Genomic DNA, 21,604 nt, shown 5'->3' with positions numbered 1-21,604 from the left:
CAACTACTTCTTGGCCAGGACTACTTCTTCATCGACTTCTTGCGGTACTCGAAGACCTCGTCGACGATGCCGTACTCCTTGGCCGCGGCCGCGGTCAGGATGTTGTCGCGGTCGGTGTCCTTGCGGATCTTCTCCTTGTCCTGACCGGTGTGGCTGGCCAGGATCTCGTCGAGGCGGTCGCGGATGCGCTCGATCTCGGCGGCCTGGATCTCGAGGTCGGAGACCTGACCCTGGTAGGCGCCACCGGTGCGCGGCTGGTGGATCAGGACCGTGGCGTTCGGCAACGCCGCACGCTTGCCCGGGGTTCCGCCGGCGAGGAGGATCGCCGCCGCCGAGGCCGCCTCACCGAGGCAGACGGTCACGATGTCGCAGTGCACGTACTGCATCGTGTCGTAGATGGCGAGCATGTCGGGCACGCTGCCACCGGGCGAGTTGATGTACATGGTGATGTCGCGGTCGGGGTCCTGCGATTCGAGGACGAGCAGCTGCGCCATGACGTCGTTGGACACGACCTGGTCGATCGGCGTGCCGACGAACACGATCCGCTCTTCGAACAGCTTCGCGTACGGGTCGTACTGTCGCTGGCCGTTCGGGGTGTGCTCGATGAACGACGGCAGGATGTACCGCGCTTCGATGTTCTTCAGCGCCAGGGCCGACGCGGGGATGCCGGCGGCGACCTCGGCGGGCATGCCGTCGAAGGAAAGGGAGTTGGTCATCTGTTGCTCCATTGGGTAGAGGTGGCTCGGCGGTGGGTACGGGAGCGGTCGTCGGACCGGGGTCTCACCGACCCGGGCGCGCGATCACCTTGTCGACGAAGCCGTACTCCTTGGCCTCTTCCGCGGTGAACCACTTGTCGCGGTCGGCGTCGGCCTCGATCTTCTCGAGCGGCTGACCGCTGAACTCGGCGTTGAGCCGGTTCATCTCCTTCTTGGTGAGCGCGAATTGCTCTGCCTGGATGGCGATGTCGGCCGCGGTACCGCCGATGCCGGCGGACGGCTGATGCATCATGATGCGCGCGTGCGGCAGTGCATGTCGCTTGCCCTTGGCGCCGGCGGCGAGGAGGAACTGCCCCATCGACGCCGCCATACCCATCGCGTACGTCGCGACGTCGCATTCCGCGAGCTGCATGGTGTCGAAGATCGCCATTCCGGCGGTCACCGACCCACCGGGCGAATTGATGTAGAGGTGGATGTCCTTCTGCGGGTCCTCGGCCGAGAGCAGCAGGATCTGCGCGCACAGCCGGTTCGCGATGTCGTCGTCGACCTGGGTGCCCAGGAAGATGATGCGCTCGCGCAGCAGACGCTCGAACACCGAATCGGTCAGGTTCAACCCAGCCACACCCGAACTCATCGTGGGTGTGTGGATGGTCGGCTCACTCACGGGTTCCTACCTTTGCCTTGTTGTCATGACCTGCGCGTCACCCGCGGGTGACGCGCACGCACATCGAATGCTTCTCTGATGACGTCCTCACCGACACTAACCAATCGACACCCGCGGACACTCCCGAGGACACGCCTCTTCGCTGAGAGCAGAACGGCCTTCGGCACTGTGAACGGCCCGTGCGTGATGGTGGACCGACGGCGATCGCCGGCCCTCGTACTTCGAGGACCGGCGATCGCGGAGAAAAGTGCGGCTGTGCTGGACCGCGGGAGCCCGATCAGTTGTCGGAGTCGGACTCGTCCGCAGCGGACTCGTCGGCGTCGTCATTGCCGCCGAAGTACTCGGCGGTGTCGACGGTGGCGCCCTTGGTGTCGGTGACGGTCACGTCGCCGACGATGCTCGCCAGCGACTTGCCGCGCCGGACGTCGGCGTAGACCGCACCGACCTGGTTGGCCTGCGTCAGCTGCTGGATGAACTCCTGCGGCTGCATGCCGTAGCGCTGGGCGGTGAAGATGATCTGCTGGGTCAGCTCGTCCTGGCTGACCTCGGTGCCCTGCTGATCGGCGATCGCGTCGAGCAGCAGCTGCTGCTTGACCGACTTCTCCGCCTCGGCACGGGACTCGGCATCCCACTCCTCGCGGGTCTTACCCTGCGCCTCGAGGAATTTGGCGACCTGCTCGTCGTCGTGTCCGAGCGCGTGGATGACCTGGTGCTGCTGACCCTCGACCTCTTCGTCGACGACCTTCTCCGGCAGCGGGATCTCGACGGTCTCGAGGAGCTTGTCGAGCACCGCGTCGCGGATCTTGTTGGCCTGCTCCAGCTTCGCGGACTGCTCGACCCGCTCGGCGAGGCTGGCGCGCAGCTCCTCGACGGTGTCGAACTCGCTGGCCATCTGGGCGAACTCATCGTCGACCTCGGGCAGCTCGCGCTCCTTGACCGACTGCACGGTCACCTTCACGAGGGCCTCCTCGCCCGCGTGATCGCCGGCGACGAGCTTGGTCGTGAACTCTTTGTCCTCGCCGGCCTTCAGGCCGATGAGCGCCTCGTCGAGTCCGTCGATGAGCTGGCCGGAGCCGACCTCATGGGACAGCCCCTCCGTGGTGGCCTCCTCGACGGCCTCGCCGTCGACGGTCGCGGCCAGGTCGATCGACACGAAGTCGCCGTTCTCCACGCCGCGCTCGACGCCCTTGAGGGTGCCGAAGCGGGCGCGCAGGCCTTCGAGCTGCTCGTCGACCGCCGCCTCGTCGACCTCGATCGCGTCGACCTCGACCGACAGGGTCGAGTAGTCGGGCAGGGTGATCTCGGGACGGACGTCGACCTCGGCCGTGAAGGTGACCGACTCGCCGTACTTCAGCTCGGACAGGTCGATCTCGGGCTGGCCGATGGCCTTGGTCTCGGTCTCGGCGACGGCCTCGGAGTACTTGGCCGGGATGGCGTCATTCACGACCTGCGCGAGGATCGAATCGCGGCCGACACGGGCCTCGATCAGCTTCGCGGGCGCCTTGCCCGGACGGAATCCGGGGATCCGGATCTGCTGGGCCAACGACCGGTAGGCCCGGTCGAAGTCTGCCGACAGCTCCTCGAACGGGACCTCGACGTTGAGCTTGACCCGGGTCGGGGTGAGTTGCTCGACAGTGCTCTTCACGCCTGAATACTCCTTATATCTACGGTGGTGGAAGTTCGGTCGTTCGCGGGCCGTGCACCGGGTGACCGGTCGGGCCACATCGATCAAGTCGGGATGACAGGATTTGAACCTGCGACCCTCCGCTCCCAAAGCGGATGCGCTACCAAGCTGCGCCACATCCCGGGGTCCGAACACGCGAGAGAACCCCGGAGGGCGACCGCGCATCAGGGCCAACAAGAGATAGTACGTGCCACCGCGGCCGGGCCCGCGCACGGGTGCCGCGGCGACGCCGGAACCGATGGTCGTCCGTCGGATGCCACCTCGTCGCATCCACCCCGATTTCGGTTCCGGCGCCGCTGCCGGTACAGTCACTCATCGCACGCGACGCCGGGATCTCGACGGTCACCGCGAGCAACGCGGGTGTAGCTCAATGGTAGAGCCCTAGTCTTCCAAACTAGCTACGCGGGTTCGATTCCCGTCACCCGCTCCACCGGCTCGGAGACATTGTCTCCGAGCCTTTTTCGTCGGTCCGGGCTACTCCGGGCGCCTAGTTGAGCGGCTCCGGCGGCTTGTTCCACGGCAACGGCAGGGGCGCGTACTCGTAGACGATCTCGGGAGTCGCCTTCTCCTCCGGGTGCCCGGGTGCCGACGAATCGCCGGGGCCGGTCGAGACGATCGGTGGTGGACAGGGCGCGAACTGGCCTGGCGTTTCCCTCACGTTCCTCCGCTGTCTGCGAACCACATGCGATTCGGGTCGGCGATGTCACAGATCCCCGCCCAAGTCACCCGACCGGACCACATCCCGCCGATCCGAACTCATCCTGTGATCCACGCCACACCAGGCGTACCGTTGACCCATGTCCTCCAGCCACACGAAAACCCAACGCCGGTGCGGATCCTGCGGCGCACCCCTGTACGTCCGCCGAGACGTGACCGAGTCCGAGGCCGGCATCGGTCGCGTCGACGTGATGCTCGTCTGCCGGGACGAGGCGTGTTCGCAACCTGCACAACACCTTCGCACCGAGCATCCACAACCCGCCTGAGCGGGAACACGGAGCCCCGAACGAGCAGTCCCCAGTGGGACAAACGATCCTGTTGCATACGAGGGTCCAGCGGCCACAATGAGTCCACGCCGGAACCCGCTGCGTATGCGCAACCTCGAATGTGACGACCGTCACACGCGGTGTCGACAACGACGCTACCTCGGGTTTTGCCACGTCGTACTGAGGGTTCGCGATGGCGGCGTCATTCGGCGTGACCCGCTCCTTGGACCCAAGGCAACGGTTGTGTAACGATGGTTCCGCGCTCAGGCCGATGCGCGAACGAACCATCGAACCGAAGGTACGACCTGTGTTGAACTCTCACCTGCCGACCCCGCGCGCCTCGCGCCGCCGTTCGGCTCGACGACTCGCGGCTGTCGTCTTCGGCGTCCTGGCCATGGCCCTCGCACTTCCCGGCGTCGCCAACGCCGTCCCGGTCACCGTGATCCCCGGCCTGCCGCCGGTCGAGATCCCCGCGGTCCCCGGTCTGCCGACCCCGCCGGCGCCGACCACCCCCGAAGCTCCGCAGCCGCCGCCGTCGACGACCGAGGAGAAGCCGGCCGGGCCGGTCATCCCTAACGTCAAGACCGAGACCGGTTACATCGCCCTGGCCGACGACAACACCCACACCATCACCTGGTGGCACAACGGCAAGGTCGTCCGGACGATGCCGATCTCGATGGGTTCGGACAAGAACCCCACCTCGAACGGCGTGTACTACACCAAGGAGAAGTACCGCGACATGTACATGGACTCGTCCACGTACGGCGTCCCGGTCGACTCCGCCGAGGGCTACCGCACCTACGTCGAGTACGCGACCCGGATGTCGTGGGACGGCATCTTCATCCACGGCGCCCCCTGGTCGGTCAATCAGCAGGGTCGCAGCAACGTGAGCCACGGCTGCATCAACGTCACCAACGATCACGCCAAGTGGGTCTACGACAACGTTCCCCGCAACACCCCGATCGTGGTGCGCAACACCATCGGTGGGAAGTATCAGAACACCTAGTCTCGAGCAGACTACGAGGGCCGGTCACCGTCAGGTGACCGGCCCTCTGTCGTGTGACCAGGTGGCGGCCTGGTCGGCGAACGTCGCCTGGACCTGAAGCCACTGGGCGATGACCTGACAACCGGTGGACGCCGGATCGGTGACCGAGGTCCGCCGATAGGGGTCGCTCCGATACGACGTGTGCCGGCCACCCACGGCGTTGGTCAGCCACACACCACCCACCCGGATGCGCGACGGGAGGTAGCACCTGACCTCACGCCACGCCGCCAGCATCCGCCCGGGGTCGCGCCGCCACTGCGCCGGCCGGACCGACGTCCGCCGTGCGTTCTGCAAGTCGTTGGCGCGCAACACATCCCACGCACTCCTCCCCCATCGGCCGAGCCCGGCCAGCGCCATAGAGCCGGTGAGGTCGGCGACGTCGCGGACAAGCGAGTCCGCGTCGGCGTTGCAGATCACGTCCTGGGACGCGCCCACCCAGTACACGGGCAGCCCGGTCGGCAGATCCGCTCCCGGGCCGGCGACTCCCCACCCGTCGCAACCGGGCACCACGCCCGGCGGCTGGTGCGGGTCGGCGACCAGCCCGACACCGAGTACCCGGTCCAGGTCGGATGCAGTCTCGGCGTCCCCGGTCGCCAGATCGGCGACCGCGGATCGGATGACCACGGCCCCCTGCGAGTAACCCACCAGCGCGACCGGTCCTGCCGTGGCGCGGATGGCCGCCCGCAGTCGGCCCGCACCGATCCCGACGCTCTCGACGAAACTCATCCCGCCCGGACGCGGGGCGGGACCATAGCTCGCGGGGTATCCGATCCACAGACAGTCGAAGCGGTCATCGAGTTCGTCGGCCACTCCGGTGAGGAGCCCGGACACCTCGGTCCGTGGGTCACCGGGGTACGACTCCCCCGTCCCGCCGACCACGAAGACGGTGATCGGCGGTGCCCCGCCGGGCCGTGGCGGGGTTCTGACATGCTGCACCTCACCCATGGTGGGTCCCGGACGTATGAACCGCCCGCAGAAGCGCTGAGGGCTTCCTGAGATTCCCACCTCGACCGTGTCACGGCGCCGCGGCCCGCACCTCGCAGCCGTGACCGATCAGGATGCTTGCGCGGTGGCGGTTTGGCGACGTAGTCGGCGGTCTCGATGATCGCCACGAAGAAACCGCTGCCCTCGATCACATTGGCGCTGTGCACCAGGCCGGCCGGTATGTAGATGCTCGCGGGCGCCTCGACCTCATAGACCTCGTCCCCGAGCGTGATCTCGTAGACCAGACGGTCGAGCGACAGCAGGATGTTGATCTCCGGGCAGTCGTGCACGTGCGGCTCGCAGTAGTCACGTGAAGCCGCCGAGACGGCCCGCATCTCATGTGCCACGACGCGCTTCTCCGCCTCCGGGAAAAGGTCCCCACCGGCCAGCACGCGACGGGTGATCGGCGCGTCGGCCGCGCCGTGGAAAGGTACGTCTCGGAGTGGGGACACCTCGCCCCGCGAGATCAGTCCGGCATGAGACCGGATGCTTTCGCTGATTGTCACACTGCCCCCTCTTGTCTCCCCGACCGTTCGCGTGAGTAAGAACCTCACGGCTCCGCACATGCTACTAAGGTTCGGCTATCCACACCGACCGGGCAGTAACCCGTCAGGTCTGGCAGACGGGGCACCAATACAGTTTTCGGGCCTCCAGATCGGCGATCAGGACGGGTGTCCCGCAGATCCGGCATGGCTCGCCCGCCCGCCGGTACACGTAGGTCCGCGGACGGTTCGGGGCGTAGGACGGCGCCCCGGAATCGTCTTCGGGCCGGATCACGTGAATGCGTCCACGACGCACGCCGATCTTCATGAGAATCACCAGGTCGGACCACAGAGCGTCGAATTCGTCTCGGAGAACACGCTTTCCGGGCCTCATCGGATCAATGCCGGCGCGGAAGAGGATCTCGGCGCGATACACGTTGCCGATCCCGGCGATGACCTTCTGGTCCATCAGCAGGGCGCCGACGGGCCGCGCGGACCGCGAGATCGCCGACCATGCCCGGTCGGGATCGGCGTCGCGTCGCAGCGGATCCGGACCGAGTCGGGCGACCAACGCCTCGAGATCGGCGGGGTGGTAGATCTCACACGCCGTCGGACCGCGAAGGTCCGTTCCGGCGGTCTCGGTCTCGATGCGGAGTCGAACCTGCCCGACCGGTTCCGGCACGGGCACCGCGAGTTCGGTGAACGAGCCGTACAGCCCGAGGTGGATGTGCACCATTCGTTCGGCACGCCCGTCCCGGTAACGATGGACGAGATGCTTGCCCCAGGCCTCGGCCGCGTGGAAGGTGAGTCCGTCCACCATCGCCGCACCGTCGGCGAACCGACCCTGCGGGCTGCTGACGCGAACCCGCTGCCCGCCGAACAGTCGCTGCTGCCGGCGGGCCAGTCGATGGAGAGTGTGGCCCTCGGGCACGGACTCGGCCGAGACCTACTGGGCCGGGGCCCCCGGCACCTCGGGAGCCTCGCCGGTGCGCTCGTACTCCGCGAGGATGTCGATGCGCCGCTGGTGCCGCGCCTCTTCCGACCACGGGGTGGCCAGGAACGCGTCGACGATGGCCAGCGCCTCGGCGGTGCTGTGCATCCGGCCGCCGATGCCGATGAGCTGTGCGTTGTTGTGCTGCCGGGCGAGCTGGGCGGTCTCGACGCTCCAGGCGAGTGCGCAGCGCGCGCCGGGGACCTTGTTCGCGGCGATCTGTTCGCCGTTGCCGCTGCCGCCGAGCACGATTCCCAGGCTGCCCGGGTCGGCGACGGTCTTGGCCGCGGCGGCGATGCAGAACGCCGGGTAGTCGTCGGCGGGGTCCATCTCGTGGGCACCGCAGTCCACGACCTCGTGGCCGGTGGCCTCGAGATGGTCTGCGATCTGGTTCTTGAGTTCGAATCCGGCATGGTCGGCACCGAGGTAGACACGCATGGCGTCACTATAGATTGAGGGCGTGGACACGCCCCTGCCCGTCCCCCGCGAGCCGGCCGCCGGCACACCCGCCTCCGGGGCACCGATCCCCAACGTGCCCGGCGTCGCCGACCCGCCGCCACCCGCGCCCGCCGACCCCGGTCGACGGTGGCTGCGCCCGGCGCACTACGCCGCGCGGCCGCGGCTGCACCCCTGGGAGATCCCCACCCTCGTGCTGGTGATCCTCGCGACGGTGGTCGGGTACGCGGCGATCATCGTCCTCGTCGCGCTGGGCACCCTCGACCAACTCCTGTTGGGCGCGTTGCTGTTTCCGCTCCTGCTGTTCGTGATCCGCGGCCTGACCTATGCATCACCGCGGGTCAACGGCGTACAGATGACGCCGACCCAGTTCCCCGACGGACACCGGATGGTCGTCGAAGCCGCAGCCCGCTTCGGACTGGAGTACGTGCCGGATGCCTACGTCGTCCTCGGCAACGGCGCGATCAACGCATTCGCCTCCGGGCACGGGTTCCGGCGATTCGTCGTCGTGTACTCCGACCTGTTCGAGGTGGGCGGCGCCGCCCGGGACCCGCAGGCGCTCGAGTTCATCATCGGCCACGAGGTCGGGCACATCGCCGCCGGGCACACCTCGTACTGGCGACAGCTCTCGACGATCGTCGGCATGAACATCCCCGTGCTCGGCGCCGCCCTGTCCCGCGCGCAGGAGTACAGCGCGGACAACTACGGGTACTACGCCAGACCCGGTGGGGCGCCCGGGGCGATGGGGGTCCTGGCCGCCGGCAAGTACATGCTCTCGGCGGTGGACTTCGACCAGTTCGCCGACCGGGCGACCCACGAGCGCGGGTTCTTCACCTTCCTGACCAACGCGATGTCGTCGCATCCGGTGCTGACCTGGCGGGCAGCCGCGCTTCGCGACCGGACCCGCGCGGGGGCGATGCTGCTGCGTCCCAGCCAGATCGTCCGGGGCGTCGGGAGCGGAAACGTGGTGGCGGTGCCGCCGCCTCCCCATCCGGCGACCCTCGGGCCCGACGGACTGCCCAACGGCATCGAACCGCCACCACGCTTCTGACGTACGGAACCGCAAACGCGCAACCGAACCCGATCAGTCGAACTGCGGATCCTCGTTGCGCGTGCGCTTGAGCTCGAAGAAGTGGGGGTAGGACGCGAGTGCGCGCGCACCGTCCCACACCGTCCCGGCGTCCTCACCACGCGGGATCCGCGACAACACGGGGCCGAAGAAGGCGACGTCGTTGACGTGGATGGTGGGCGTCCCGACATCGTCGCCCACCTTGTCCATCCCGGCGTGGTGGCTCTCGCGGATGACCTCGTCGAACTCGGTGCCGTCGGCGGCCTCGGCGAGCGAGGCGTCGAGGCCGACCTCCTCGAGCGCGCCCGCGATGACCTCGTCGAGATCCTTGATGCCCTGGTTGTGGATGCGGGTCCCCATCGCCGTGTACAGCGGCGCCAGGATCTCGTCACCCTTCTGCGCGGCGGCGGCGGCGATGACCCGGACCGGACGCCAGGCGTGCTTGAGGCCCTCGCGGTACTCCTCGGGGATGTCCTTGCCCTCGTTGAGGACGGCGAGGCTCATGATGTGGAAATTGACCTCGATCGGCCGGACCTTCTCGGCCTCGAGGATCCAGCGTGAGGTGATCCAGCACCACGGGCAGAGCGGGTCGAACCAGAAATCGACGCGATCGGTGGGCTGGGCCTGCTCTGACATGGAACATCCTCTCGAGAGTCGACATTGAACACGTGCCGCCGACGATCGGCCGATGGCGCCGTCGGACGGCTCAACACCCCGGCGGTTCGAACTGTTCCCGATGCGCGGAGCAGTCGCCGGCGCTGTGGATTCGCGGGGCCCGGTCCGGGCACGGTGTGAAATGGTGCAAGAACCGCCGAGGAAGAGGACCCGGGATGCCGTCGTCGCCACCGTCCGATCCGGACGAACCCGCCCGGGTGGTCGCGCGTCTCCGGCCGCTCGAACCCCGATCTCTCGGACAGCGCTCGGCACAGATCGTCCGGGCCGCCACAAGACTGTTCCAGGACGCGGGATTCCGAAACGTCAGCATCGAGCAGATCGGCGCCGCGGTCGGTCTCACCGGGCCGGCGGTGTACCGACATTTCCCCGGCAAACACGACATCCTCTCGCAAGCGCTGACGACGCAGGTGGAGCTCGTCGCGACACTCATGGCCGACGCCGAGGAGCACGGCCGCTCGCCGGTCGAGCAGCTCGCACTTCTGCTCGACGGGCTCGGTGACCTCACCGCCCATCGGGACGTGTCGACGCTGTGGCGTCGCGAGCAACGCCATCTGCAGCCGGCCGAACTCGATGTGATGAGAAGCTATTTCGGCCGGCTGAGCGAACACTTCGCCTCACTCATCGCCGCGGCGCGTCCCGACGTCGTGCCGTCGGAGGCGGCGATGCTGGGTGCCGCTGCACTCAGCGTGTACTCCAACACCTCCGAGATGCGGGGCTCGTTGTCGCCCGCCCGCCTCATGGAGGTCCAGCGCGCCGTGGCGGACTCCATCCTCGCGTGCCGGCTGCCGGGGCCACCGGAGCCGGACCCCGATGCCGAGCGCGCACCCGCGCACCGTCGCCCCGCCTCCCGTCGCGAGCGCATTCTCGACGCCGCCACCCAGTTGTTCTCCGAGCGGGGCTTCACCGACGTCCGCATCGACGAGATCGCCCGTACCGCCGATGTCTCGATCGCGACGCTCTATCAGGAGGTCTCTGGCAAATCCGATCTCCTGCGGGCGGTGCTGTGGCGCGGTGTGCAGGGCATCCTCTACGTCACCGCCCATGCGTTGAGCCGCGCCGGTTCCGACGACCCGCTCGACGTGCTCATCCGCGTCTTCGTCGAGTACGCACTCGACGTCCACGGCCGCATCATGTCCGTCTTCACCAGCGACCTCATGTATCTCCCGGACACCGAGCAGACGCAGCTCCGGAACGCGCAGCTGGATTTCCGGGCCGAATGGATCGACGCGATCCGGTCCCGTAGCCCACTGCTGACCGCGGCCGACGCGAATGCGCTCGCCCAGGCGTTGTTCGGCTACACGTGCGAGATCATCGAGTCGCCGCAGCTGCGGTCCCGGCCCGGGGTCGCCGCCGAACTCGAGGCGATCGCACGGGCGATCCTGAACCCCGCCGGACTGCGTGGAGCACCGCCGGAGTCCTGACCTGGATAAGCTGGCCTGCGTGACTGCTCCGAACCTCACCAGAGACCAGGCCCGCGACCGCGCAGCGATTCTCGACGTGTCGAACTACCAGATCGACCTCGACCTCACCGACGGTTCCGGGGCGCCCGGGACCGAGACCTTCCGCTCGACGACGACGGTGCGGTTCACCGCGACGGAGGCCAGCGAGACGTTCGTCGATCTCGTGGCACCCACCCTGATCTCGGCCACCCTCAACGGAGCCGACCTCGACGTCTCCGGTTTCGACGAATCAGTGGGTATCCCGCTGTCGGGCCTCGCCGCCGAGAACACGCTCACCGTGGTCGCCGACTGCGCGTACTCCAACACCGGCGAAGGTCTGCACCGGTTCGTCGACCAGTCCGACGATTCGGTGTACCTGTACTCACAGTTCGAGACGGCCGACGCCAAGCGGATGTTCGCCTGCTTCGATCAGCCCGATCTCAAGGCGACCTACACGGTGACCGTCACCGCTCCCGCGGACTGGAAGGTCATCTCCAACGCCGCGCACGCGGAGGCTCCTGGCGAACCGGACGGCTCCACATCCGCTGTGGTGCACCGCTTCCGGGAAACAGTACCGATGAGCACCTATCTGGTCGCGCTCATCGCGGGGCCGTATGCGGAGTGGACCGACGTCTACTCCGACGAGCACGGCGACATCCCGCTCGGCATCTACTGCCGCGCATCGCTCGCCGAGCACATGGACGCCGAGCGCCTGTTCACCGAGACCAAACAGGGCTTCGGCTTCTACCACCAGAACTTCGGGATCCCTTACGCCTTCGGCAAATACGACCAGCTGTTCGTCCCCGAGTTCAACGCCGGCGCGATGGAGAACGCCGGCGCCGTGACCTTCCTCGAGGACTACGTCTTCCGGTCCCGCGTGACCAAGTACCTCTACGAGCGCCGCGCCGAGACCGTCCTGCACGAGATGGCCCACATGTGGTTCGGCGACCTGGTCACCATGCAGTGGTGGGATGATCTGTGGCTCAACGAGTCGTTCGCGACCTTCGCGTCCGTGCTGTGCCAGGCCGAGGCGACCGAATACGCCAGCGCCTGGACGACATTCGCCAACGTCGAGAAGTCCTGGGCCTACCGGCAGGACCAGCTGCCCTCGACCCACCCGGTCGCGGCCGACATCCCCGACATCGCGGCCGTCGAGGTCAACTTCGACGGCATCACCTACGCCAAGGGCGCGTCGGTCCTCAAGCAGCTCGTCGCGTACGTGGGTCTCGAGGACTTCCTCGCCGGGTTGCGCAGCTACTTCGCCGCGCACCAGTTCGGCAACGCCACCTTCGCCGATCTCCTCGGCGCATTGGAGAAGTCGTCGGGCCGGGACCTGTCGGACTGGGGCGACCAGTGGTTGCGCACCACGGGCATCAACGTCATCCGGCCCGACTTCGAGGTCGACGACTCCGGCGCCTTCACGCGGTTCACCATCGTCCAGGACGGCGCCGCCCCGGGCGCCGGCGAGACCCGGGTACACCGGCTGCGCGTCGGTGTCTACGCCGACAACGGATCCGGTGCCATCGAGCAGACGCACAGTGTGGAACTCGACATCGAGGGCGAGCGCACCGACGTCGCCGACCTCGTCGGTGTGCATCGTGGAGATCTGGTGCTGCTCAACGACGGTGACCTCACCTACGCCTCGGTTCGGCTCGATCCGGAGTCGCTGGCGACGGCGACCGCCCGGATCGGCGACATCAGCGATCCGATGCCGCGCACCCTGGTCTGGTCGGCGGCGTGGGAGATGACCCGTCAGGCCGAGATGCGTGCCCGTGACTTCGTCGAACTCGTTCGGCAGGGCATCGCCGGAGAGTCGGAAATCGGTGTGGTGCAACGAGTTCTGCTGCAGGCGACGACCGCCATCGAATCCTACGCCGACCCGGAGTGGGCGGCCACCACGGGCCGTCCCGGATTCAGCTCGCGCATGCTCGAACTCGCCCGCGCGGCCGAGCCGGGTTCCGACCATCAGCTGGCGTTCGTCAACACCTGGCTCGGCGGCCGGATCAACGACGACCAGACCGAGGTGGCCCGGGCGCTGCTCGAGGGCGCGGATCCCGCCGACCACGGGCTCGAGGGTCTCGCCGTCGACACGGACCTGCGGTGGAAGCTGGTGACCGCGCTGGCCACCGCCGGGGCGATCGACACCGATCCGGAGTCGACCCCGGTCATCGACGCCGAGGCCGAGCGGGACAACACCGCCACCGGCACGCGTTCGGCGGCGCTGGCGCGGGCGGCGCGTCCGCTGGCAGAGGCCAAGGCGGACACCTGGACTCGCGCCATCGAGGACGACTCATTGTCGAATGTGTACACCCGCACCATGATCGGCGGATTCGCCCGTCCCGGCCAGGGCGAACTACTCGAGCCCTACGTGGAGAAGTACTTCGAGGCGGTTCCGAAGGTGTGGGCACGCCGGTCGAGCGAGGTCGCGCAGACCGTCGTCATCGGCCTGTACCCGAGTTGGGCGATGTCGCAGCATGCCCTCGACCTCGCCGAGGACTTCCTGTCCGGGGACCACCCGTCCGCGCTGAAGCGGCTGATCTCCGAGGGCCGCGACGGCGTCGCCCGCTCGCTGCGGGCGCGCGCCTACGACGCGCAGGAGAGCTGAACCCCGCGGACGCCGGGTTCAGCGCCGTCGCCACCGGTAGCGCACCTGCGGGCGGCCCGCCGAGCCGTACTCGGTATCGCGTTCGAGTACGTGGTCGTCGGCGAGCCGCTCGAGGTAGCGCCAGGCGGTGACCCGCGACGATCCGAGGGCGCGCGCCACTTCCGAGGCGGTCAGCCCGTCGGGGCTGTCACGGACCGCCCGGCTGACCGCGTCCTCGGTCTGCGGCGCCGCGCCCTTCTTCGCCGATCGACGGGTGTCGCTCGTGCGCAGCTCGGCGAGCGCCCGGTCGACGTCGCGCTGACTGACCGCGTCGGCGTCGCCGGTGAGGGCTTCGCGGTAGCGCAGGTACTGCTCGATCTTCTCCCGGAACGCGGCGAAGGTGAAGGGTTTCAGCAGGTAGAGCAGCACCCCGCGCGACATCGCGCTCCGGACGGTGGCGAGGTCGCGCTGGGCGGTGATCGCGATGACGTCGGGCGCCGGGCGGACACCCGACAGCGCCGAGGCGAGGTCTACGCCACGTGCGTCGGGCAGACCCAGGTCGAGCAGCACCAGATCCACCGGTCCGGCGGTGGCCATCCGCAGCGCCTCCTGCGCGGTGGACACGGCACCGACGACCTCGAATCCGCCCAGCCGGACGAGATAATCGCGATGCGCCTCGGCGATCACGGGTTCGTCCTCGACGATCAGGACGCGGATCATCGTCCGCGCTCCCCCGCGTCGGCGCGCACGCGTACCGAGATGACCGAGCCGTAGGTGTTCTCGGCGCTCATCGTCCCGTGCCGGCGGGCGACGACCTGGGCGACGAGGGCGAGACCGAGTCCGCGCCCGGCGGCGTCACCTCCCGGCTTCGTCGAGTAACCCCGGGTGGTCGCCAGGGCGAGCAGGTCGGCATCCATGCCGCTGCCGCTGTCGGCGACGACGATGTCGAGCACGCGGTCGTCCCCGACGACCGTCACCTCCACCCACGGGTCCGCGGGGTCGCAGGCGTCCAGGGCGTTGTCGATCAGGTTGCCCACGACCGTGATCATCTCACCGGGCGTGAGGAGCCCGGTGGCGGCGTCACTCACCTGCGATTCCTCGGTCAGGGACAGCGGAATCCCGCGTTCGGCCGCCTGCGCGGTCTTCCCCAGCAGGAGGGCGACCAGCGCGGGCTCGGCCACCGCTTGGGTCATCCGGTCGATGAGGTGCTGGGACAGCTCGAACTCGGTCGTCGCCAGCCGGATCGCCTCGTCGGGCCGGCCCATCTCCACGAGGGCGACGATCGTGTGCAACCGGTTGGCGGCCTCGTGCGCCTGCGATCGGAGGGCCTCGGCGAACCGCGTCATCGAGTCGAGCTCGCCCATAGCATCCGAGAGTTCGGTGCGGTCGCGGATGGTGACCACCGACGACGCGCGTCGACCGGCCACCGGGGAACGACTCACCAGCAGCACCCGGCCGCGGTCGGCGTAGGTCACGTCCGTCTCCTCGTCGCCGTCGGTGAGGAAGGCGGGCAGGTCCGCGGGGTCCGTGTCTGGTCCGATCTCGAGCAGGCGCTGCGCCTCGGAGTTGACGAGTGCCGGTCGCCCGTCCTCCACAACGACCAATCCTTCGCGCACGGAACGCAACACGGCGTCGTGGTGGTCGTACATCAGCCGTAACTCGTCGGGCGCGAGTCCACCGGTCTGCCGCAGCAACCGGCGCCGGATCCACCACACGCCGCCGACGGCGGTGAGCAGTGCCGCGAACGCGGCTAGGGCGATCATCGGCAGCTGGCCACGCCACGCCGACGTCAGCGAGCGCTGGGTGATCCCGGCGGCGACCATCCCCACCACCCGGCCGTCGCCATCACGGACGGGGACGATCGTCCGGATCGACGGGCCCAGCGTGCCGGTGTAGTTCTCGGTCATGGTCTGCCCGCGCAGGGCCGCGTCGATGCTCCCCAGATACGGTTCGCCGATTCGCGCCGGGTCGGTGTGGGTGTAGCGGGTCCGGTCGGGCGCCAGCACGGTGATGAACGCGATCCCGGTTGCCGCGCGCACCCGCTCGGTGACCGGCTGCAGCACCGCGCTGGGATCCGGAGATGTGAGGGCGGCGACGGTCGACGGCGACTCCGCCAGGCTGACCGCCACCGCTGTCACCTCGGCCCTCGCCGCGCGGTTCGCGTCGATGCGGGCGTCGACGGCCGCCAGAACGCTCTCGGCGACGACGACCACCGCGAAGACCGCCAATGCGAGCGCGGCGACCTGTCCGGCGAGCGTGCGCGGGTACCACCGCATCCCTGCCGACCTCGTTCCTGTCCGAAGTGATGACTCCGGACGTGCTGGGGGTGAACGTAATGAACACAATCGTGACCCGCGTCACCACATCGGCCCACAATCCTAATCACTGTTGTCCGAGGTGTACGAGGAGAGAATCACCGATGAACATTCGAGGCAGGTCCGGCGACTCACCGGCCGGGGACGGTTCCGATCCCATCGTGACCACGCCTGACGATATGGCCGACACGCCATCGAAGGCCAAGCGCGACCGCACCCATTGGCTGTACATCGGTGTCATCATCGCGGTGATCGCGGGCGTCGTGGTCGGGCTCGTCGCGCCGGGCGTCGGCAAAGACCTCGGAGTGCTGGGGACCATGTTCGTCAGCCTCATCAAGATGATGATCGCCCCGGTCATCTTCTGCACGATCGTGTTGGGCATCGGCTCGGTTCGCAAGGCGGCGACGGTCGGCAAGGTCGGCGGACTCGCGTTCGTCTACTTCCTGGCGATGTCGACGGTTGCGCTGGCGATCGGCCTGGTCGTCGGCAACATCATCCAGCCGGGCGACGGACTGAACATCGATTCGGTGTCGGGCAAGGGCCAGGAACTCGCCGAGGACGCACACGAGTCCGGCGGAACCCTCGACTTTATCCAGGGCATCATCCCGGAATCGATGTTGTCCGCGCTGACCGCGGGCAGCGTCCTGCAGGCGTTGTTCGTCGCGCTGCTCGTGGGGTTCGCGATCCAGGCGATGGGCCGCACCGGCGAACCGATCCTCACCGCGGTCTCCTACTTCCAGAAACTCGTCTTCAAGGTGCTCACCATGGTGCTCTGGGTGGCCCCGATCGGCGCGTTCGGCGCCATCGCCAGCGTCGTGGGACAGACAGGCTGGGCCGCGGTCCAGCAGCTGCTGACGCTGATGCTCGCGTTCTATCTGACCTGCCTGGTGTTCGTGTTCGGCGTGCTCGGAGTGCTGCTGCGCACCGTGTCGGGCGTCTCGATCTTCAAACTCGTCAAGTACCTCACCCGCGAGTACATCCTGATCTTCGCGACGTCGTCCTCGGAGTCCGCGCTGCCTCGCCTGATCGCGAAGATGGAGCACCTCGGCGTGGAGAAGACCACTGTCGGCGTCGTGGTGCCGACCGGGTACTCGTTCAACCTCGACGGCACCGCCATCTACCTCACGATGGCGTCGATCTTCATCGCCGACGCGATGGGCGACCCGCTGTCGATCGGTGAGCAGATCGGCCTGCTCGCGTTCATGATCATCGCGTCCAAGGGCGCCGCCGGCGTCAGCGGTGCGGGATTGGCCACCCTCGCCGGCGGACTCCAGGCCCATCGTCCCGACATGCTCGACGGCGTCGGCCTCATCGTCGGCATCGACCGGTTCATGTCGGAGGCCCGCGCGGTCACCAACTTCTCCGGCAACGCGGTCGCGACGCTGCTCGTCGGCTCGTGGACCAGCACCATCGACAAGCAGCGCGTCGACGACGTGCTGTCCGGCCGGGATCCGTTCGTCGAGAGCAACATGGTCGACGACGAGCTCGACGACGTCACCACCGCTCGCGGAGCCCACGAGAAGGTCCTCACCCACTGACGACCGGCGACGAAGGCCGCCCCACCGGAATGGTGGGGCGGCCTTCGTGTATCTGGGTGTGCGAGCGATCAGCCGCCGGCGGCGGCGGTGGCCATCACGCGCAGCGAGGCGATCAGCCCGTCGATCAGGTTGCCCTGACGGAAGCCGGTGACCGCGGCGGTGACACCGAGAGCCGCGACGCGATCGTTCACGCGGGTGGACACCTTGTTGCCGGAGACGATGACCACGTCACGCGAGTTCGGAGAGACGGCGATGAGGGTGCCGTACGCGGGCTCGGGCGATTTCGCGAGGATCGCACGGGCGCTGGTCTCCAGCTCACCGTCGAGGTCGCCGATGTAGACCGAGAAGCGCACGAGGGCCTTCTCGCTGGCGGCCTTGAGCGTCTCGTCGAGCGCGATCAGATCCTTCTTGCTGAACGGCGGCGTCGTCGGAGCGTCGGCCGGGTAGCGTGCCGCGGAAATGCGACCGCTGTTGGTGAAGACGGCGCCCAGCGGCAGTTCGGCGGCCGACCGGGCCGCGACCTCGGCGCTCACATTTGCGTGCGTAACCTCACCATTTGCCACTGGCCGAGCTCCCATCGACGTCGCCGGGTTCCGCATGCCGCGGAAGTGCCATCGGTTCGATGTCGGTGGCACTGAAGAGAAGCGGTGCGTGTTCCCACTGCTGGTCGAGGGTGTATTCCTCGACCTTCGGGTACTTGACCCCGGAGGAGAACACCATCGCGACAACACAGAGCAGAACAGCAAGCACCGTGAGAATCGTGACTGGCACTCCGATGGGGACGATCAGGCTGTCGACGTCCATGTCACCCTTTCGATGGTCGCGCCGGACCCGCCCGGTTGTCGGCGCAGGTCATCGTTGATCAATCTAACCCACTGGCCGCCGCCCGGCCCACGGGGGCCTACAGCGCGTCGTAGACGTGTGAGGCGACCCCGTGCGACCGGATCATGCCCCTCACGCGGCGCCGGCATCGAGGTACTGCAGCCACGCCGGATCGATGTCCTTGATGGTGGCCAGCACACGCCAGTGCCTGCCCTTCGGCACGGTCGGAACCGTCCGCAGCGTCCACCCCAGCTCCCCGAGCAGACGATCCGCCTTCCGGTGATTGCACGAGGCACAGCACGCCACGCAGTTCTCCCAGGTGTGCGTCCCGCCCCGACTCCGCGGGACCACGTGGTCGATCGTCGTCGCCCGTGCACCGCAGTAGCCGCACCCGTTCAGGTCACGACGCATCAGAGCGGCCCGGGTCATCGGCACGGTCGCCCGGTACGGCACGTGGACGTATCTGCGGAGGCGGATCACGGTCGGAACCGGGACCGCACCACCCACGGAGTGCACCGCCTCGCCCTGTTCGTCGGCGTGCACCAGATCGGCGCGATCACGGAGGATGAGGACGACCGCACGCCGGACCGTCACGGCCGTCAGCGGCTCGTACGTGGCGTTGAGGAGCAGCACCCGGCGGCGTGTCCAGGCCCCGGCGCCGGGAGCGGGACGGATCTGCCCGCGTCCCGTCTTCGCGTGTGATCTGTGCGTCATCTCGCCTCCCGCCACCCCGCCGAGCACAAGTCCACCACGGTGGCGGTCCCCGCGACAGCTGTTTCACGGTGTCCGGCCAGCTCACGGGGCCGACCCGGCGTCGACGTTGAGACACCGCGCCCGGGTGAGGACAATGGCGAGGGTGACTGGCGAACCCAACACATCCCCTCCGACCGCACCGGCGCCGGCAACCCCCGCGCGGACCTTCTACGACGAGGTCGGCGGTGCCGAGACGTTCCGGCGACTCACGGCTGTGTTCTATCGCGAGGTGGCGCGCGACGAGGTGCTGCGCCCGCTGTATCCCGAGGAGGACCTGGGTCCGGCCGAGCGTCGGATGCGGATGTTCCTCGAACAGTACTGGGGCGGCCCGCGAACCTACTCCGATGAGCGCGGCCACCCCCGACTCCGCATGCGTCACAACCCCTTCCGCGTCGGGCCGATCGAGCGGGACGCGTGGCTGCGCTGTATGCACACCGCGATCGCCTCCATCGACGACGACACCCTCGACGCCCCGCACCGCCAGGCGCTGATCGACTACATGGAGATGGCGGCGCAATCGATGATGAATTCACCCATCTGAGAGCGTTTTCTCTCCCGACACGCCGCCCGACTCGCCGACTGACCTGGATTTCTCCGAGAAAACTCAGGTAGGGCACAATGACCACGGTGAGCGATGAGACACCAGAGGTCGTCCCCGCCGAGCCATCCGACGGGGGTCAGCCCGACGACGGCGCGATCGAGTCCGACGTCGATGCGGTCGAGGAGCCGGCTGCCGGCGAGGCCGTCGTCGCCGCCGACACATCCGTCGCACCACCCGTTGTCTCGCAGCTGGATCCGGCCGACACCACGTGGTGGAAGTCCGCGGTGTTCTATCAGATCTATCCGCGCTCGTTCTCCGATGTCAGCGGTGACGGCGTCGGCGATCTCGCCGGTGTCATCGACAAACTCGGCTATCTCGAACTCCTCGGGATCGATGCGATCTGGCTCAGTCCGATCATGGCCTCTCCCATGGCAGATCACGGTTACGACGTCTCCGATCCCCGGGACGTCGATCCCCTCTTCGGCGACCTCGACGTCTTCGACGAGCTCATCGCCGAGGCCCACGAACGCGACATCCGGGTGACGATGGACCTCGTCCCCAACCACACGAGTGATCAGCACGAGTGGTTCCAGGCCGCGCTGGCCGCGGCCCCCGGCAGTCCCGAACGCGAGCGGTACATCTTCCGGGACGGCCTCGGTGACGACGGCGACGAGCCGCCGAACAACTGGCACAGCATCTTCGGCGGACCCGCCTGGACCCGGGTCACCGAGGCCGACGGCTCGCCGGGACAGTGGTACCTGCACATCTTCGCCAAGGAGCAGCCGGACCTGAACTGGGAGAACCCGGACGTCTTCGCCGATCTCGAGAAGACGCTGCGTTTCTGGCTCGATCGGGGTGTGGACGGCTTCCGCATCGACGTCGCGCACGGCATGGCCAAACCCGCGGACCTGCCCGACATGGACCTGTCGGAGACCAAATTGCTGCAGAACTCCGACGACGACCCGCGGTTTAACAACTATGCGGTGCACGAGATCCACCGCAAGATCCGCAAGGTCCTCGACGAGTACCCCGGGGCCGCCAACGTCGGTGAGATCTGGGTCAGCGACAACGAGCGATTCGCCGAGTACCTGCGTCCCGACGAACTGCACCTCGGGTTCAACTTCCGGCTCGCCAAGGCGCCGTTCGAATCCGGTGCGATCAGGGAGGCCATCGAGAACTCACTCGACGCGGTGTTGTCGGTGTCGGGTACTCCGACGTGGACGCTGTCCAATCACGATGTCGCCCGCGAGGTCACGCGATACGCCGTCGCCGACCCGGAGACCGGGGCACTCGACCTCGAGCGCGGCACGAGGCGCGCACGAGCGATGCTCGTCGTCGAAATGGCCCTGCCCGGAACGGTTTTCCTCTACAACGGGAGCGAACTGGGACTGCCGAACGTCGACGACCTGCCCGACGACGCACTCCAGGACCCGGTGTGGGAACGGTCCGGACGCACCGAACGCGGGCGGGACGGCTGCCGCGTCCCGATCCCCTGGGAGGGGACCGAGCCGCCCTTCGGATTCAGTGCGACGTCCGAGACCTGGCTGCCGATCCCGGATTCGTGGCGCGCGCTCACTGTCGAAGCCCAGCTCGAGGACGTGGGGTCGATGCTGTCGCTGTACCGCGCAGCCATCGACCTGAGGGTGACCCGTCCGGAGTTCACCGGCGAGCACCTCGAGTGGTACGGCGCGCCGGAGGGATGCCTGGCGTTCCGTCGTTCCGAGGGTCAGCTGGTCTGTGCGCTGAACGCCGGCGATGAGCCGGTGCCCCTTCCGCCCGGCGAATTGCTGCTCGTCAGTTCACCTCTCGTCGACGGGATGCTGGCGCCGGACGCAGCTGCCTGGCTGGTGTGACCGGCTCACA

The 21,604-nt window shown here is 68.0% G+C and carries 21 protein-coding genes, 2 tRNA genes and 1 pseudogene; 9 read left to right on the top strand and 15 right to left on the bottom strand.

What is annotated here, in order from left to right; all coding sequences use genetic code 11:
* Nucleotides 1-20 precede the first annotated feature (20 nt).
* The 4 genes from AS181_RS02570 to AS181_RS02555 all read right to left on the bottom strand — a co-directional run bounded on the left by AS181_RS02570 (nt 21) and on the right by AS181_RS02555 (nt 3,187).
* Nucleotides 21-716, bottom strand: a complete 696-nt coding sequence (locus tag AS181_RS02570; protein ID WP_058250292.1) for an ATP-dependent Clp protease proteolytic subunit — start codon at nt 714-716, stop codon at nt 21-23.
* A 64-nt stretch (nt 717-780) separates the two neighbouring features.
* A complete protein-coding gene (locus AS181_RS02565; RefSeq protein WP_078113597.1) occupies nt 781-1,380 on the bottom strand; it encodes an ATP-dependent Clp protease proteolytic subunit in 600 nt (199 codons plus the stop codon).
* Between the two features lie 277 nt (nt 1,381-1,657).
* The gene (gene tig / locus AS181_RS02560; RefSeq protein ID WP_058250049.1) at nt 1,658-3,025 is read right to left on the bottom strand and encodes a trigger factor; all 1,368 of its coding nucleotides are present in this window, start codon (nt 3,023-3,025) and stop codon (nt 1,658-1,660) included.
* An 88-nt stretch (nt 3,026-3,113) separates the two neighbouring features.
* Nucleotides 3,114-3,187 (bottom strand) — tRNA-Pro (locus AS181_RS02555).
* A gap of 233 nt (nt 3,188-3,420) precedes the next feature.
* Between AS181_RS02555 and AS181_RS02550 the strand changes: the two genes are divergently transcribed.
* Nucleotides 3,421-3,494: transfer RNA gene (locus AS181_RS02550), tRNA-Gly, on the top strand.
* A 57-nt stretch (nt 3,495-3,551) separates the two neighbouring features.
* Here the strand turns inward: AS181_RS02550 and AS181_RS24450 are convergent.
* On the bottom strand, nt 3,552-3,722 hold the full coding sequence (locus tag AS181_RS24450) for a hypothetical protein (RefSeq protein WP_156422429.1): 171 nt from the start codon (nt 3,720-3,722) through the stop codon (nt 3,552-3,554).
* A gap of 139 nt (nt 3,723-3,861) precedes the next feature.
* Here AS181_RS24450 and AS181_RS02545 point away from each other — a divergent pair, with 139 nt between their 5' ends.
* On the top strand, nt 3,862-4,047 hold the full coding sequence (locus tag AS181_RS02545) for a hypothetical protein (RefSeq protein ID WP_058250048.1): 186 nt from the start codon (nt 3,862-3,864) through the stop codon (nt 4,045-4,047).
* Nucleotides 4,048-4,318: 271 nt separating this feature from the next.
* A complete protein-coding gene (locus AS181_RS02540; RefSeq protein WP_416259039.1) occupies nt 4,319-5,053 on the top strand; it encodes a L,D-transpeptidase in 735 nt (244 codons plus the stop codon).
* Nucleotides 5,054-5,083: 30 nt separating this feature from the next.
* Here the strand turns inward: AS181_RS02540 and AS181_RS02535 are convergent, their stop codons facing one another.
* The 4 genes and pseudogenes from AS181_RS02535 to AS181_RS02520 form a co-directional block, all read right to left on the bottom strand.
* Nucleotides 5,084-6,037, bottom strand: a complete 954-nt coding sequence (locus AS181_RS02535) for a PE-PPE domain-containing protein (protein ID WP_058250047.1) — start codon at nt 6,035-6,037, stop codon at nt 5,084-5,086.
* Nucleotides 6,038-6,159: 122 nt separating this feature from the next.
* Nucleotides 6,160-6,582, bottom strand: a pseudogene (locus AS181_RS25690) (homocitrate synthase); the annotation flags it as partial.
* Nucleotides 6,583-6,685: 103 nt separating this feature from the next.
* Entirely contained in the window at nt 6,686-7,489 is an 804-nt protein-coding gene (locus AS181_RS02525) for an Fpg/Nei family DNA glycosylase (protein ID WP_058250045.1), read from the bottom strand.
* 15 nt (nt 7,490-7,504) lie between these two features.
* On the bottom strand, nt 7,505-7,987 hold the full coding sequence (locus tag AS181_RS02520; protein WP_058250044.1) for a ribose-5-phosphate isomerase: 483 nt from the start codon (nt 7,985-7,987) through the stop codon (nt 7,505-7,507).
* 22 nt (nt 7,988-8,009) lie between these two features.
* Here AS181_RS02520 and AS181_RS02515 point away from each other — a divergent pair, with 22 nt between their 5' ends.
* Entirely contained in the window at nt 8,010-9,056 is a 1,047-nt protein-coding gene (locus AS181_RS02515) for a M48 family metallopeptidase (RefSeq protein ID WP_058250043.1), read from the top strand.
* A 33-nt stretch (nt 9,057-9,089) separates the two neighbouring features.
* On the opposite strand, the gene AS181_RS02510 is transcribed toward AS181_RS02515, so the two are convergent.
* A complete protein-coding gene (locus AS181_RS02510) occupies nt 9,090-9,710 on the bottom strand; it encodes a mycothiol-dependent nitroreductase Rv2466c family protein (protein WP_058250042.1) in 621 nt (206 codons plus the stop codon).
* 194 nt (nt 9,711-9,904) lie between these two features.
* On the opposite strand from AS181_RS02510, the gene AS181_RS02505 reads away from it, so the two are divergent.
* The gene (locus tag AS181_RS02505) at nt 9,905-11,170 is read left to right on the top strand and encodes a TetR/AcrR family transcriptional regulator (protein ID WP_082652840.1); all 1,266 of its coding nucleotides are present in this window, start codon (nt 9,905-9,907) and stop codon (nt 11,168-11,170) included.
* A 19-nt stretch (nt 11,171-11,189) separates the two neighbouring features.
* Nucleotides 11,190-13,793 (top strand): aminopeptidase N, encoded by a 2,604-nt coding sequence (pepN, locus tag AS181_RS02500; RefSeq protein WP_058250041.1) that lies wholly within the window; start codon nt 11,190-11,192, stop codon nt 13,791-13,793.
* Between the two features lie 18 nt (nt 13,794-13,811).
* Here the strand turns inward: pepN and AS181_RS02495 are convergent, their stop codons facing one another.
* Nucleotides 13,812-14,492: a response regulator gene (locus tag AS181_RS02495; RefSeq protein WP_058250040.1), complete on the bottom strand. Its 681-nt coding sequence runs from the start codon at nt 14,490-14,492 to the stop codon at nt 13,812-13,814.
* Entirely contained in the window at nt 14,489-16,048 is a 1,560-nt protein-coding gene (locus AS181_RS02490) for a sensor histidine kinase (RefSeq protein ID WP_058250039.1), read from the bottom strand. The genes AS181_RS02495 and AS181_RS02490 overlap by 4 nt, the downstream gene beginning before the upstream one ends.
* Before the next feature lie 143 nt (nt 16,049-16,191).
* On the opposite strand from AS181_RS02490, the gene AS181_RS02485 reads away from it, so the two are divergent.
* Nucleotides 16,192-17,625: a cation:dicarboxylate symporter family transporter gene (locus tag AS181_RS02485; RefSeq protein WP_058250038.1), complete on the top strand. Its 1,434-nt coding sequence runs from the start codon at nt 16,192-16,194 to the stop codon at nt 17,623-17,625.
* 68 nt (nt 17,626-17,693) lie between these two features.
* On the opposite strand, the gene AS181_RS02480 is transcribed toward AS181_RS02485, so the two are convergent.
* The 3 genes from AS181_RS02480 to AS181_RS02470 all read right to left on the bottom strand — a co-directional run bounded on the left by AS181_RS02480 (nt 17,694) and on the right by AS181_RS02470 (nt 19,161).
* Nucleotides 17,694-18,188, bottom strand: a complete 495-nt coding sequence (locus AS181_RS02480; protein ID WP_171011575.1) for a DUF5130 family protein — start codon at nt 18,186-18,188, stop codon at nt 17,694-17,696.
* Nucleotides 18,175-18,429, bottom strand: a complete 255-nt coding sequence (gene ctaJ, locus AS181_RS02475; protein WP_058250036.1) for an aa3-type cytochrome oxidase subunit CtaJ — start codon at nt 18,427-18,429, stop codon at nt 18,175-18,177. Before ctaJ ends, AS181_RS02480 begins: the two co-directional genes overlap by 14 nt.
* Before the next feature lie 150 nt (nt 18,430-18,579).
* Entirely contained in the window at nt 18,580-19,161 is a 582-nt protein-coding gene (locus tag AS181_RS02470) for an HNH endonuclease (RefSeq protein WP_058250289.1), read from the bottom strand.
* Nucleotides 19,162-19,294: 133 nt separating this feature from the next.
* Between AS181_RS02470 and AS181_RS02465 the strand changes: the two genes are divergently transcribed.
* Both AS181_RS02465 and AS181_RS02460 read left to right on the top strand, forming a co-directional pair.
* Nucleotides 19,295-19,741: a globin gene (locus AS181_RS02465; RefSeq protein ID WP_223259061.1), complete on the top strand. Its 447-nt coding sequence runs from the start codon at nt 19,295-19,297 to the stop codon at nt 19,739-19,741.
* 77 nt (nt 19,742-19,818) lie between these two features.
* Nucleotides 19,819-21,594: a glycoside hydrolase family 13 protein gene (locus AS181_RS02460; RefSeq protein ID WP_082652839.1), complete on the top strand. Its 1,776-nt coding sequence runs from the start codon at nt 19,819-19,821 to the stop codon at nt 21,592-21,594.
* Nucleotides 21,595-21,604 lie beyond the last annotated feature (10 nt).

The sequence above is a fragment of the Gordonia sp. SGD-V-85 genome (assembly GCF_001456905.1).
In the GTDB taxonomy this organism is placed as follows: Bacteria; Actinomycetota; Actinomycetes; order Mycobacteriales; family Mycobacteriaceae; genus Gordonia; species Gordonia hongkongensis.
Note: the sequence above shows the minus strand (reverse complement) of the source record. Positions and strands in the feature narration are given on the sequence as shown.